Here is a 14,201-nt window from a genome sequence, read left to right as displayed (position 1 = left end):
GATGACGGTTGCGTTTTGGGATATGTCTTCTTTCGTCTCATGAAATCGCATGATCAGGTTCCGTTCGGCCGGTTTTCAACCTGAGTGCCAAGTTGTCGGCGATATTGGACCACGGCAGCAAGGTGAACCCGATATACACGGTCACGCTCTAAACCGCTGGCGATATTCTCCCGGTGACAGCCCAACGATACGAATAAATATTTTGCTAAACGCGCCGGGATCGGAATATCCGACCTCCCAAGCTATACGCTCGATCGGGGATTGTCCAAACTGCAGCAACTCCTGGGCCTTGGCAACCCGAAGGCGTTGCGCGTAGTCGGTGGCGGTCATGCCGGTGGCTTTCTGAAAACGCCGCAGGAAGGTGCGTTCCTCTAGTCCTGCGTACCCCGCGAGGATCGCAAGCCGCGCCTCCTTGCCTTCACTCGCCTGGAGAAAATGCTGCGCCTTGATGATTGCTGCATCTCTATGCGTCAGCCGTGGGGAGAACCCGCTGTAATAGCGCTGCTCTCGTCCCGGCGGATCAATCAATAACATACGTGCAGTCTGCGCCATAACAACAGGACCAAGAAACCGCTCGACCAGTTTCAGGCCGAGATCGGTCCAAGCCATGAGCCCGCCTACGGAGATGATATCACCACCGTCGATAATCAGCCGATCTGTATCGAGCGCCACATTGGGGAAGCGGGCGCGGAAGGCATCGGCTGAACCCCAGTGAGTTGTGATCGTTCGTCCAGCGAGAAGGCCGGTTTCCGCCAGAAGGAACGCCCCGGCGCAGACGGAAGCCAGTACCGAACCTTCGCCATGACGTGCGCGCAGCCAGCGCGCGAGCGGTGCGGCAGCCTCGGCCGATATTGGTGGTTCCAGCGAAGGCGGCACGATCAGCACGTGGCAAGGACCTAGGTCCTCCCCGGTTTGATCAGGGCCGCTGTCGAAAACAATAACGGGATCTTCATCGCCCTCAATCCGCAAATGCCGCACAGCCAGGCGCGGTGTGGCGTGATCGGCATTATCAGTTGCCCTGCAGGCGACCTTGAGGAGATCGGTGAGCCCCAGCACCGCCGATGTCTGCGCACCAGGGTAAAGCAGGATTCCAATTCGCGCGTAGCTCATTGTCGATATTGCCCATGATTATGTCGATTTCGCCAATTGCGAGAAAAGTGGCTTAAAACAATAGTCGCGGCAAGCATCAATCAACTCTGAAAGGATTTTTCGGCATGTCAAATCGAGCTGTTCTGGTCGTTGACCTTCAAAATGAATATTGGCCGTCGGGCAACCTCCCACTCCACGGCATCGACGCCGCCGCGGCCAATGCCGCGCGCATTATGGCTCATGCCCGGCAGAAAGGTGACCTGATTGTCAACATTCGCCACGAGGCGCCCGGTGCGCCATTCTTCGTGCCCGGCAGCGACGGTGTTAAGATCAACCAGACCGTGTTGCCAAACGATGACGAGCCCGTCATCACCAAGAACTTCCCTAATTCTTTCCGCAATACGGGGTTGAGCGATTTGCTCAAGGAAAAGGGCGTTGAGGAAGTCGTGGTTGTCGGCGCGATGAGCCATATGTGCGTCGATGCGACGGTGCGTGCGGCCAATGATATTGGCTACAAAACGACGACGATCCACGATGCCTGTGCAACGCTCGATCTGACCTTCGATGGCATCATCACTCCAGCAGCGCAGGTCCATGCGGCGCTGATGGCAGCGCTTTCCTTTGGCTATGGCGAGGTGATCTCGACCGACGCCTTCCTCGCTCGCTAACGTCCAGTTCAGGAGAAATTTACCGATGACCACACGCAGAGAGCTTTTTGCCCTTTCGGGCGCTGCGATTGTTTCAAGCGCCATTCCGGCAAGCGCGCAGGTTGCTGCCGCGTCGAAGGGCAGTGTGAAAATCACGCAGATTCGCAATGCAACAATCCATATCGTTTATGGCGGTGTTCGCTTCCTTGTCGATCCGATGCTTTCTGAACGGCACTCGTGGCCAGGCTTTGCAGGCACAGTGAACAGCGAAGAACGCAATCCACTCGTGCACCTTCCTATGACAAAGGAAGAGATAATTGACGTTGACGCGGTCATTGTCACTCATCTGCACGAAGACCATTGGGATGAGGACGCGCGCAAGGTTCTGCCGAAAACACTGCCTCTTTTCGCGCAGAACGACGCGGATGCTGCAATCATCCGGGAACAGGGCTTTTCCGACGTTCGCGTGCTTTCAGACACGTCCACCTTCAAAGGGGTCCAGCTTATAAAAACCGGTGGACGTCACGGGACCGAAGAACATTACGCGAAAATCGGCAAACTTCTCGGTGAGGCGTGCGGTGTCGTGTTCAAGCATGCCGACCTAAAGACTATCTACCTGGCCGGTGACACTATCTGGCACGAGAAGGTGGCGACGGCTCTTGAAACGTACCGACCGGATGCAGCGATCCTGAACACCGGCTACGCAATGATCGTCGGCATTGAGGGCGGCATCATCATGGGAACGCAGGATGTTTTATCGGTCCACAATGCCGCCCCTGAAACTCTCCTGATCGGGAGCCATATGGAAGCCGTGAATCACTGTACTGTGAGCCGAGCCGAGCTTCGGGCTTTCGCTCGTGCCGAAGGTTTCGCCGACAAGCTACGCACTCCTGGTGATGGAGAAACCCTTATTGTCTAGGGTGACGCCCGTTGTTCTGGGCAACCACGGACAGATCGGATAACTATCCGTGCTCGCCTAGGCTAGTTCCATGCGCCGCTAAGCGAGGCGCAGGTCTTCGCAGGCGAGCGCGGATAGTCCTCAATCGCACCGGCGCCTGAAGTCAACCATCTAAGTGAGCACTGAAAAGGACATCTCGGATGATTCCCACTATCTGACATAGCGCACGTCGAGCTTCTGGGACATGATCTTTCTGTTTGAAATCAATGCGGCTTAATATCTTCCAATCAGCGCCGTTGACTGGAACGTATTACATATGCGGATGAAAAATACAAAAAGCGAAAAAATGTAAAAAGAACGCAACAAAATAAGAAATATATTCAAATATATTACAGAGTTTTCAGTATATTATTAAGTCACGCTCCAGCTTTGAGTGATATTGATCTTGTTGCTCGGATGTGACGAGCGCACCGTTGACGCGGCTACAAGGCATGATGCGGGCAGCCGTTGGAATTGTGAAAAAGGACATGATGTCGTTCAGTTCGCTATCACCAAAATCGGAGGAGATCAAAGAGCATGGAGCTCAATGACATAATCCAAAAATGCGCTACACGAAAAGCGATGCGCCAACGCGCAATTCGAAAGGCACTCTTTGAGATGTGGCAGGGTGTCGACCTAGATAAAATATATGCCGTCGTTTCACTCGATAAGATCCATCGCTTTTCGTCAGGGGGTACTGAGCAGCAAAGCGAAAAGCCATAATAGCGCGTTGGCGAAAAGGTCCGGTTCATGATTGCGCCTGCTGGTTTGGATACGCCGGTTGTAGGCTGCGTCGAGCCTCCAAAGCACACAGCGTATTTGTTGCTAACACTCCGGGGCTAGCGACAGGAGGAAGAGAACACATCCTCAGCTCGTCAGCCGTTCCGCGCCCAGTAACGTCAATGAGGTCGCCTAAGCTTTAGTTATGGCGCTTGTGACGATCCCAATTCAAAGATGAATAACCGCGAGACGATTTATTGTGCAAAGCTGTAAAATATCCAATTACGACGAGGCCGCGAGGTTTCTTTTTGTACTTGCAAATAGCAAGCGGTTAACAATGCTTCGGCTGCTCTTGAGCACCGAAATTCAAGTCGGAGAGCTTGCAAACATGACCGACCTCAGTCCATCTGCCACATCACAGCATCTTGCCCTGATGCGAACTAGCGGTCTCGTAAAGACAAGACGCGAAGCCCAGACAGTATACTATTCTTGCGACTCCGTGGCGATCGAGAGGTTTCTGGAAATGTTGCATAAGCTGCCACTGTCCGTCGAACCTGATCCGGACTGCTAAAATCAAGGGTCTTCGCTGGGATACGGTGATAGGGGAATGTCATAAACGGTCACGCTGACATAATTGAGCCAAGGGGGCTGCTTACCGGCATAAAAAATTCGCTCGGGTGATCACGTGGATCAGATGTCTGGATTTCAAACACGTCCCGGTTGGACCAAGAATGAGGAGGTCAAGCGGAATCCGGTGTAAAAGGGTTCAGGTCATAGAATCTCGTCATTTATACAATGCTTGCCACGTTTCCATCCGTGCACCCAATTGGCGGAATGAGTTCATCGCTCGAGCTTCACAACCGTTGTCGAGTATTTCGTGGTCGAAGCTGTAAAGCAATAAAAAGCGACCGGTACGCGTGTTGCCACAGTTGTAGTAAATCGCCTAACAGCACCATTCGTTCCTAGCTAGTCTTCGGTCGCCTCGTACCGAGTCGAGGCGACCTTCGCCAGTATTTCGGAGGTCAGGCGGATACGTCAGCCAACCATTTGTCGACACTACGCGGGACGAGGCCGATAAGTCGCTGCGCACTTGTTTCTTCCGCGATCACATTTTCATCGAGTGTGGCGAGCGCGAAGTAGAAGGCGGCGACATTGGTGGAGGCCGGACCCAACATGGGTTCCAGCAATTTGCGGAAGTCCTCCGGTGACTGTGCCTCGAATTGAACGGGCCGATTGAACCGGGCCACGAACCCGTCCGCCAGTTCAGCGCCACGCAAGCCGGGGAGGTGTCCAACGCCGACAATACCGGTGACCGCATGATCCGTGAGCAATTTCTCGGCAACGTCTGCGATGTCAAGGTGGGAACTCCAGGATACTTTAAGAGCAGCAGTTATCGGATAAGCGAGAACACCATTCTGTTTTACACCACCCAATACCATGGGCAGGAGGAGATTTTCCAGGTAGAGCCTAGGGGCCACGATGGCGTGGGATATCTGGCTTGCGGTTATACCCCGCACAAGTATTCCCATAGCACTGTCATCAGGCACCTGAGCCGACGATCCGGGCTGGTCGATGACGGCGCCACTGGTCGAAACGATTACGCGCTTGGCCTTGGCTTCGGTGATCGCTTCCAGGAAATTGCGCGCATACTCGATGCGTAGAGCTTCTGGCGCCTGCGGGAGATGGAAAAAGATCCCATCCGATCCAGTGTAGGCCGCCACCAATGAGTCCAGTGAGCTGTTGTCGATCGCGATGCTAGGTTTCCCGCCGAACTTGGACCGATCTCGGACCGCAGCAAGCACGGGTTGCCCTTTAGATCGCAGAAGGTCAAAGAGTGGACCGCCTTGTGCTCCAGTGGCGCCATGAATAATGAATGACATTGCTTGCTCCATTGCAGTTGCAGGTAGGAGGCCATTGGTGCATTATCTGCATCAGTTACGTCAAATGCACTATTGGAAGAAAATTCATGACAGCGAAAAAACTGCCATGCTGCGGGGTCGAGCGATTTCTACTGCTTCTTGACGGTCCCTGGGCAACGTTGATCGTCCGTGAGTTGCTAGGCGGGCCGCGGCGCTTTACCGAGCTGCGCGGCATGCTGCCCGGTATCAGCGCACACACGCTGACCCACCGCCTGAGGCGTTTTGAAGAGCATGGTCTGGTGACGCGCATGGCATATGCAGAAACGCCTCCCCGTGTCGTCTACGAACTGACCGACCTTGGACTTTCGTTGCACGATATTCTTTATGCCATGAAAGACTGGGGTGATGCGCTTCCTGATAGAGTACTCAACAGCAGCACTATCCCGCTTGCCGAATAACAGCGCGGAGAACTTGCTCGCGAAGTTGAAGAGTAACTCGACGTGTCGTGTCAGTGTTCGATCGGCGAAGAAGCGACAATTGCCACGTGCAAGGGCCATCCATTGACAGTCCTGTAGCTACTGAAGTTTTTGTGCAGCCGCTCTTCATCCGCGAGTGACGTACCTACGCTCCAAGTTGCTGGCGATAATCTCTTGGCGTCAAGCCAATGATTCGAAGAAAATCTCGCGAAACGCACTCGCATCGGAGTAACAACCTCCAAGGCGTGCGTTCTTCTCGATGATGGTTGAATTCAACAGCTCTTGCGCCTTTGCGACCAGAAAGCGTTGAACGTAGTCGGTCGCGGTCATGCCTATGGCTTTTTGAAAGCGGCGCCGGCTAGTCCATCCTTCCAGCGCGGCCTGGTCGGCAAAGGTCCAAGCCAGCATTTCGCCTTCATTTGACTGAAGAAAACGCGGTGCCTCGGCGACGGCTGCGCCGCTGTTGGTCATTTGCGCGGAAACCCGCTGTAGTAGCGCTGCTCGCGTTCCGGTAGATCAACTAGCGGGCATACGCGCGGTCATCGCCATCACCAAAGCGCCAAGAAACGCTCCACTAGCTCCAATCTGAGATCGGTGCGTGCCGTTAACCCTCCGACTGAAACGATGTCGATCTTCAGCCGATCGATGTCGAGCTCTACATTAGGGAAGCGATTGCGGAAGTCGTCAGCAGATTCCCACTGGGCTATGACCAGCGACCGGTCAGAAGATTGGCTTCCGCCAGAAGGAACGCCCCGGCACACACCGAAACCTCGTCATGGCGCCCCCATAGCCAACGTGCTAGGGCCGCAGCAGCATCGGTCGAATCGGCGTTCAGCACGGGCGGCAGGATAAGGACATCCGCAAGGACCCTCGCCTTCCGCGGTCGCGCCAGCATCGCTGTCGAACACGAAAACGGGGTCGCTTCATGCTCAATCCGTCATGCCCGCAAAGGCGTGGCAATATTTGAAGTCCCTCTGCCGTTTAAGCAATTTCCGAGGGTTACCGTCTGACCTCATGTTAGTCGCAACCGCAAAAAACATTGAGAAAACGTTTTCTCAATTGACAATAGTTTTGATAAAAGGTTTTCTCAATCACGAGGTGGAGATTTGATGATGAGCAATAACAGCGGCCGACAGACGATCCGTGACTTGGCGGCAATGGCGGGTGTGAGTATTTCGACCGCATCAAAGGCGCTGAACAACACAGGTCGAATGGGTGAAGAGACGCGCCAGCGCGTGAAAAGGTTGGCGCGTGAAATCGGTTTTAGGCCGAACGCTTTAGCGCAAGGTCTGCTTTCCAAGCGAAGCTTTACTATTGGTCTTTTGACGAACGATACATATGGACGTTTCACATTGCCGGTCATGGCGGGAGTTTCAGAAGCTCTCGTTGATCGTGGCGTCTCGGTTTTTCTGTGCGCCATCGAGGACAATCCGGCGCTCGGGCAGATTCACGTGGATGCGATGCTCGACAAGCAGGTCGATGGAATCATAGCGACTGGCAAGCGCGTCGACCGCAGTCTGCCGATCGACCTTTCGAATGTTCCGGTACCGGTTGTGTACGCTTTTACCGAGGGCGGACCGGGCAGTGTCTCTTTCCGGTCAGACGATTACCAGGGTGCAACGCTGGCGGTTGAATGGCTGATGGAGCAGGGGCGTTGCAAGATCGCGCATATCACTGGCCCGGAGGATTTCTTCTCGGTGCGTGAGCGCTGCAGTGCCTTTCGCGCCGTCGCCGGAGAGAATGCCGTTGTTCTTTTCGGGGAGTGGTCCGAATCCTGGGGGCGGGACGCAGTCGACCGGATTTGGGCGTTAGATGGCGAAAAGCCGGATGCGGTCTTTTGCGGCAACGACCAGATCGCGCGCGGCGTCATGGATGCCCTGCGCGAGCGTGGCGTACGCGTCCCAGAAGACGTGGCGGTGGTCGGCTTCGATAACTGGGAGATTGTCGCGAGCCAGACGCGGCCGCCATTAACATCCGTGGATATGGAACTGAAAGAACTGGGCCGTCAGGCAGGTCGGACAATCCTGGCGCTGGCTGAAGGTCAGCCGGTGGAGCCGGGCGTCAGAACTTTGCCATGCCGGTTGGTCGTGCGGCAATCGTGCGGGGCGGGGAGCCTTGAGGACTAAAAAACCGGTGCGAGGAGCGCCAAATTGGAGGAGAAATCATTATGAAAAAACTTCTTGCTGCTACGAGCCTGCTCGCGCTTTCGCTGAGTCCTAGCCTTGTTTTGGCCGAAACCATCAACATGTGGGTCCGAACAGGCGTCGGCGAGGCTTTCAAGAAAACCGTCGAATCCTATAATTCAAGCCACAAGCATCAGGTCGCGATGACTGAAGTGCCGTTCTCGGAACTGGTGCAGAAATACGCAACTGCAGTTGCTGGCGGCCAGGCGCCCGATGCGCTGTCGATGGACTTGATCTACAATCCCGCCTTCGCAGCTGCGGGACAACTCGAGGACCTCACCGATTGGGCAAAGTCTCTGCCCTACTTCAATTCGCTGTCGCCATCGCACGTCAAGCTGGGCACTTACGAGGACCGCATCTATGGCTTGCCGCTCTCTGTTGAGACATCGGTCTTCGCCTGGAACAAGGATCTCTACAAGAAAGCCGGTCTCGACCCGGAAAAGGCGCCGACAAACTGGGACGAGATCACCGCGAATGCCGAGAAGATCAGAGCCCTCGGTGACGACACCTACGGCTTCTATTTTTCTGGCGGTGGTTGCGGCGGCTGTATGATTTTCACCTTCACTCCACTTGTCTGGGGTTCCGGGGCCGACATCGTGACTGCCGACGGTAAAACGGCGACGCTTGATACGCCGGAGATGCGCAAAGCCGTCGATATCTACCGCAATATGGTGAAAAAGGATCTGGTGTCAGCCGGCGCTGCCACGGACACCGGCACGAACTTCCTCTCGTTCACCAACGGAAAGATCGGACAGCAAAGTCTCGGAGCCTTTGCTATCGGATCGCTGGTGACGGAACATCCCGAGATCAATTTCGGAGTAACGCTGATCCCCGGTGCCACCGGTGGAACGTCATCCTTTGCCGGCGGAGATAACTTCGTCGTCACCAAGAACACGCCGAAGATTTCCGCAGTCAAGGAATTCCTCGAATATATCTACTCCGAAGATGGCCAGAAGATCATGGCGAAGTATGGAAGCCTGCCGACGCGGGGAGATATCGCAGATAGCGTCCTCCAGGGCCTCGATCCACGTCTGCAGGTCGGCCTCGCCGCAATTGCAGTCGCGAAGACGCCCTATACGTTACAGTTCAACGATCTGATCAACAGCGCGAACGGTCCGTGGGCAACCTTCGTCAGTGCAGCGATCTTTGGTGACGATGTGGACGGCGCGTTTGCATCGGCGCAGAGCGAGATGCAGTCAATCATCGATAGCGGCCAGTAATCCTCCCGACTGTACCGCTCTGTGGCCGGAAGGAAAAGCCCTCCTTCCGGCCACCACTCATCACCCGTCAGCGGAGAATCTGGATGACAATATCCGGTCCAAACAATCTAGCGCCCAGACGACGCCGCTCCCGTAAGACGAGTTGGCACGGACTGGTTTATATTGCGCCCGCCATGGCGCTCGTCATAGCATTCTTCGTCATTCCGGTCATCTTCACGGGGTGGATGAGTCTGCACAACTGGCCTTTAATGGGCGGAACCCGCTGGATTGGGTTGAAAAATTACGCCCGCATGCTCAACGACGCACGTTTTCTGACCGCACTCCAGTTTACCGCCTACTATACTATCGTCGTTACGATCGCGATCTTCGCCGTTGCCTTTCCCCTGGCGATTTTCGTCGAGAAGCAGCGGCGCTTCGTGAGCGCGTACCGCACCGTCATTTTCCTGCCGGTCGTCGTCGGCCTTGCGACGGCCTCGCTGCTATGGGTCTGGCTTGCGAATGTCGACAGCGGCTTCATCGGACCGGCTCTAAGGATGCTGGGCTGGGTGGACAAGAGCCCAAACCTGCTCGCCACGTTCGACAGCGCCTTTCTCACCATTGTCATCATGGTCGTCTGGAAAATTGCCGGCTTCACTATGATCATTCTCCTAACCGGCCTGCAGGCCATTCCCACTGAATTGACGGAGGCCGCCCGGATTGATGGCGCGGGGCGCTGGCAGCGCTTCCGACACCTGACGCTTCCCCTAATGCGCAAGACGATCGCGCTGGCTCTGATCATTTCAGTCACCGGTTCGATCCTGGCCTTCGACCAGTTCTACATCATGACGTCAGGCGGGCCGCAGAACCGGATGATCTCGGTGGTCTATTACATCTTCAACCAGTCCTTCGTGTCGTTCAACCTCGGCTACGGCGCAGCGCTTTCGATCGTTCTGCTCGCCATTCTCGTCGCCATCAGCATCGTTCAGCTTTGGCTCCTGCGCGTCCGGGAGGAAAAATCGTGACAAACATTAAAGCGACACCCGCAAAGCAACGCCGTGCCCGTAAAGCCGCTTGGTCGAACGGCGCCTATCACGCCACCGGCATTGCCATTTCCTTGTTTTTCCTGGCACCCTTCGTTATCGCATTTATTTCCTCCTTCCGCCATGGAGCGGAGGCTGGTCTTCCGCCGTTGCCACCATGGCCAACAGACGGGTTCAGTCTTGACGCCTATGGATCGCTGGATAGTTTCGGGGCCGGGATCTGGCAACATATGCTTAACTCGCTGCTGGTTTCGCTTGCGACAGTGTTCTTGACCGTCCTTGTCAGCCTGCTGGCGGGCTACGGTTTTTCGCGCTATCGATTTCCGCTGAAAAACGTCCTGTTCGTCCTGATCATTGCCACGTTGATGATCCCGTTCCAGTCAATCCTGACGCCGCTGTTCATTATTCTGGCAAAGCTTGGCCTCAACAACTCGCTGTTCGGGTTGACCCTGATCTACGTGACGCTGCAATTGCCGTTTTCCGTCTTCATGATGCGCAATGCCTTCGACGCGGTGCCGAAGGAGATCGAGGAGGCGGCCCGGATCGACGGAGCGCGCGATCTGAAGCTTCTCGTGCGGGTGCTGTTGCCTCTGGTCCTTCCAGGCGCCGCAACCGTCGCAATCTTTGCATTTCTAAACGCGTGGAATGAGTTTCTGGCCGCGTTGATCCTGCTGTCGAGCAACGAGAAATATACGCTTCCTGTCTTGATGATGGCCGTGCGCGCCGGTCGTCTCGGCGCTGTCAACTGGGGAGCGGTGCAAGCCGGCGTTGCCGTCATGACCATCCCATGCCTGATCGTCTTCCTTCTTCTCCAACGCTACTACATGCGCGGCCTCATGGCCGGCGCCGTCAAGTGATGTCTACTCGTTACGAAAGTGAAAGCCATGGATAACAACATTCAAACCCAGAATCAGAAGCAGATCCGCAAGGATCGCAAGTTCCGCCCGCTGCCGGTCCCGAGTGTCACGCTCGGCGGCCTTTTTGGAGAGCGGCAGGATGCCATTTGCGCAACGACGGCAAAGACGCTACTCGACCGCTGCGTCGAGGCCGGAATGCTCGGAGCCATCGACGTCAAACAACCAAGTCCCGGCGTCGTGCTGCCAATACAGCCCTGGGACGGTTCGACCCAGATGTTCTGGGACAGCGATTTTGGCAAGTCGATCGAGACGGTCGCCTATTCGCTCTTCCGATCGCCTAACCCAGAGCTTGAAGCCCGTGTCGACCAGATCGCCGATCTCTATGAGACGCTGCAGGACGAAGACGGCTATGTGAACGCATGGTTCCAGCGCGTGCAGCCAGGTCGCCGGTGGACGAACCTTAGGGATTTTCACGAACTTTACTGCGCCGGCCACCTGATAGAGGGCGCGGTCGCTTATTATCAGGCAACGGGGAAGCGCAAACTTCTGGACGTTATGGCACGCTTTGCGGATTATATGATCAAGGTTTTCGGTCATGGCGAAGGCCAACTTCCCGGCTATGATGGCCATGAGGAAATCGAACTTGCTCTCGTGCGCCTTGCACGCGCGACCGGCGAGCAGAAATATCTCGATCTTTCCAAATATTTTATCGACGAACGGGGCAGGGAACCGCACTTCTTTATCGAGGAAGCGAAACGCGACGGTCGCGAGGCAAAGAAGTTTGTTTTTCACAGCTTCGAATACAACCAGTCCCATCAACCGGTGCGGGAGCAGACCAAGGTCGTCGGTCACGCCGTGCGGGCAATGTACCTCTATTCCGGCATGGCCGACATCGCGACAGAGTATAGCGACGACAGTCTCACAGGTGCGCTGGAAACGCTGTGGAGCGACCTTGTCACCAAACAGATGTACGTCACAGGCGGGATCGGTCCATCGGCAGCGAACGAGGGCTTCACCGACTATTACGACATGCCAAACGAGAGTGCCTATAACGAGACCTGCGCATCGGTCGGCCTCGTCTTCTGGGCTGCGCGCATGCTCGGTCGTGGCCCTGATCGCCGTTATGCCGATATTATGGAGCAGGCGCTCTACAACGGCGCAATGGTGGGTCTCTCGCTCGACGGAACGCGCTTCTTCTACGATAATCCACTGGAAAGCGCAGGCAAGCACCATCGCTGGACCTGGCATCCTTGCCCATGCTGCCCGCCAAACATCGCTCGGCTTCTCGCCTCCATCGGCTCCTACATGTATGCGGTGTCTGACGACGAGGTTGCGGTTCATCTTTATGGTGAAGGCAAGGCCCGGTTCAAGATATCGGAAGAAGACGTGATTTTGGCGCAGGAGACGCGCTACCCTTGGAATGGCGCCATCCGTTTCGAGGTTGGGATCGCTAGCCCGACACGGTTCACGGTTTCGCTTCGGATCCCATCATGGTGCGACGGGGCGAAGCTGTCGATAAATGGTTCGAGCGTCGATCTCAATCAGGTCATGGTCGACGGCTATGCGCGGATCGAGCGCGAATGGTCCGACAAGGACGAGATCACGCTCAACCTGCCGCTTGCCGCGCGGTTACTCAGCGCAAATCCGTTGATCCGCCAGGACGCCGGTCGGGTTGCGCTGGCACGCGGACCGCTTATTTACTGCACTGAGGAAACCGACAATGGCTCCGGCCTTAATCGGTTGGCGATAACCGGACAACTCGGCGACGCGACGGAGAGCACGATCCCCGGTCTGAACGATGCCGTAGCGCTGGACATAGCAGCCGACCGGGACGAAGCTGACTGGGGACACACGCTCTATCGCGAGGCACCGCCAGAAACCACGAAAGTCAAGGCGCGCTTTGTTCCTTACCATCTCTGGGACAATCGGGAGCCCGGCGAGATGCTCGTCTGGATGCGGGATGGCCGAGGAGGCTCCGCATGAGCGCGAGCACACACACCATAGGGGTGACGGACAACAGTGCCGCAGCAAAAAACGGTGGCGTGCAACTCTCCGGCATCCGCAAATCGTTCGGTAGCCTCGACATCATCCACGGGATCGACCTTGCGATTCCCGAAGGGGCCTTTACTGTCTTTGTTGGCCCCTCGGGCTGCGGAAAATCGACGCTTCTACGCATGATCGCGGGGCTCGAAGAGGTGAGCGACGGCCTGATCGAAATCAAGGGCCGTGACGTCACCGACCTTGATCCATCGGAGCGCGGCATTGCTATGGTGTTCCAATCATACGCGCTCTATCCTCATATGAGTGTGAGAGACAACCTCGGCTTTGGCCTGAAAATGGCGAAAACTCCTCAGGAGGAGATCGACCGTCGAGTCAGTGCTGCGTCCGCAATCCTGAAGACGGATCACTTACTCGACCGTCGACCGGGCCAGCTTTCCGGCGGTCAGCGGCAACGTGTGGCGATTGGTCGGGCTATCGTGCGAAAGCCTGACGTCTTCCTGTTCGATGAGCCGCTTTCAAATCTTGATGCGGAATTGCGGGTCTCAATGCGCATCGAAATCGCCCGTCTCCACCGAGAGCTTGGCAATACGATGATCTACGTTACTCACGATCAGACAGAAGCTATGACGCTCGCAGACATGATCGTCGTCCTTCGTGACGGTCGCATCGAGCAGGTTGGAAGCCCCCGTGAAGTTTACGAAAATCCGGCCAACAGCTTCGTTGCAGGCTTCATCGGCTCGCCGCGCATGAACCTTTTGAAGGCCAGAGATGCAGGTCGTCAAACGGTCTTGTTGGCGGACACGCCCTTCGCTGCGCCTTTTCCTATTTTTGAAGAAGATCACAGTGGCGGTGATATTTTGATGGGGATTCGACCCGAACATATTGCCGTTCAAACCGTTGCGTCCGATGGCGGCCAGATTCCGGCAACTGTGGATTTTCTCGAGTTCTTGGGTGGCACTCAATATCTGTACTGCCAACTGGCAGACGGCCAAGCGGTGACCGTCGAGTATCGTTCTAACACCACCATAAAGCCAACCGATCGCGTCTACCTCTCTTGGTCCCCACAAAACACGCACATATTTGACGCATCTGGCCAACGCATGCGGGAGGTCGTCTCGAGAGCAATCGAATGACGAACGCCGTCTCCTCATAACCCGGTAAACTTCCACAACATTACCCAATTCTGTGCAGCC

13 protein-coding genes are annotated in these 14,201 nt (G+C 55.9%); 10 read left to right on the top strand and 3 right to left on the bottom strand.

From position 1 onward, the window contains the following. Positions 1–141 precede the first annotated feature (141 nt). Positions 142–1,110: a GlxA family transcriptional regulator gene (locus tag JZX89_RS26065; protein ID WP_207135821.1), complete on the bottom strand. Its 969-nt coding sequence runs from the start codon at positions 1,108–1,110 to the stop codon at positions 142–144. 104 nt (positions 1,111–1,214) lie between these two features. Between JZX89_RS26065 and JZX89_RS26060 the strand changes: the two genes are divergently transcribed. From JZX89_RS26060 to JZX89_RS26050, 3 genes are all read left to right on the top strand, one after another. Further along, positions 1,215–1,757 carry a cysteine hydrolase family protein gene (locus tag JZX89_RS26060; protein WP_207135820.1) on the top strand — a complete coding sequence of 181 codons (543 nt, stop codon included), beginning with the start codon at positions 1,215–1,217 and terminating at the stop codon, positions 1,755–1,757. 25 nt (positions 1,758–1,782) lie between these two features. Further along, complete coding sequence (locus tag JZX89_RS26055; protein WP_207135819.1) at positions 1,783–2,655, top strand: MBL fold metallo-hydrolase; 873 nt, start codon at positions 1,783–1,785, stop codon at positions 2,653–2,655. Positions 2,656–3,652: 997 nt separating this feature from the next. After that, a complete protein-coding gene (locus JZX89_RS26050) occupies positions 3,653–3,964 on the top strand; it encodes an ArsR/SmtB family transcription factor (protein ID WP_369809618.1) in 312 nt (103 codons plus the stop codon). Between the two features lie 451 nt (positions 3,965–4,415). On the opposite strand, the gene JZX89_RS26045 is transcribed toward JZX89_RS26050, so the two are convergent. After that, on the bottom strand, positions 4,416–5,273 hold the full coding sequence (locus JZX89_RS26045) for an NmrA family NAD(P)-binding protein (protein ID WP_207135817.1): 858 nt from the start codon (positions 5,271–5,273) through the stop codon (positions 4,416–4,418). A gap of 86 nt (positions 5,274–5,359) precedes the next feature. Between JZX89_RS26045 and JZX89_RS26040 the strand changes: the two genes are divergently transcribed. Next, positions 5,360–5,710 (top strand): winged helix-turn-helix transcriptional regulator, encoded by a 351-nt coding sequence (locus JZX89_RS26040; RefSeq protein WP_207135816.1) that lies wholly within the window; start codon positions 5,360–5,362, stop codon positions 5,708–5,710. A gap of 198 nt (positions 5,711–5,908) precedes the next feature. On the opposite strand, the gene JZX89_RS26035 is transcribed toward JZX89_RS26040, so the two are convergent. Beyond that, positions 5,909–6,199: a hypothetical protein gene (locus JZX89_RS26035; protein ID WP_207135815.1), complete on the bottom strand. Its 291-nt coding sequence runs from the start codon at positions 6,197–6,199 to the stop codon at positions 5,909–5,911. Between the two features lie 638 nt (positions 6,200–6,837). Between JZX89_RS26035 and JZX89_RS26030 the strand changes: the two genes are divergently transcribed. The 6 genes from JZX89_RS26030 to JZX89_RS26005 all read left to right on the top strand — a co-directional run bounded on the left by JZX89_RS26030 (position 6,838) and on the right by JZX89_RS26005 (position 14,141). Further along, the gene (locus tag JZX89_RS26030) at positions 6,838–7,854 is read left to right on the top strand and encodes a LacI family DNA-binding transcriptional regulator (RefSeq protein ID WP_207135814.1); all 1,017 of its coding nucleotides are present in this window, start codon (positions 6,838–6,840) and stop codon (positions 7,852–7,854) included. Between the two features lie 38 nt (positions 7,855–7,892). Beyond that, the gene (locus JZX89_RS26025) at positions 7,893–9,131 is read left to right on the top strand and encodes an ABC transporter substrate-binding protein (protein WP_207135899.1); all 1,239 of its coding nucleotides are present in this window, start codon (positions 7,893–7,895) and stop codon (positions 9,129–9,131) included. Between the two features lie 83 nt (positions 9,132–9,214). Then, on the top strand, positions 9,215–10,132 hold the full coding sequence (locus JZX89_RS26020; protein WP_112403253.1) for a carbohydrate ABC transporter permease: 918 nt from the start codon (positions 9,215–9,217) through the stop codon (positions 10,130–10,132). 5 nt (positions 10,133–10,137) lie between these two features. Beyond that, entirely contained in the window at positions 10,138–11,007 is an 870-nt protein-coding gene (locus tag JZX89_RS26015; RefSeq protein WP_207135898.1) for a carbohydrate ABC transporter permease, read from the top strand. Between the two features lie 27 nt (positions 11,008–11,034). Then, entirely contained in the window at positions 11,035–12,990 is a 1,956-nt protein-coding gene (locus JZX89_RS26010; protein WP_207135813.1) for a glycoside hydrolase family 127 protein, read from the top strand. Further along, the gene (locus tag JZX89_RS26005) at positions 12,987–14,141 is read left to right on the top strand and encodes an ABC transporter ATP-binding protein (RefSeq protein WP_207135812.1); all 1,155 of its coding nucleotides are present in this window, start codon (positions 12,987–12,989) and stop codon (positions 14,139–14,141) included. Before JZX89_RS26010 ends, JZX89_RS26005 begins: the two co-directional genes overlap by 4 nt. Positions 14,142–14,201: the final 60 nt, after the last annotated feature.

Origin of the sequence: Agrobacterium burrii (genome assembly GCF_017313405.1) — a bacterium.
Taxonomy (GTDB): domain Bacteria; phylum Pseudomonadota; class Alphaproteobacteria; order Rhizobiales; family Rhizobiaceae; genus Agrobacterium; species Agrobacterium burrii.
Note: the sequence above shows the minus strand (reverse complement) of the source record. Positions and strands in the feature narration are given on the sequence as shown.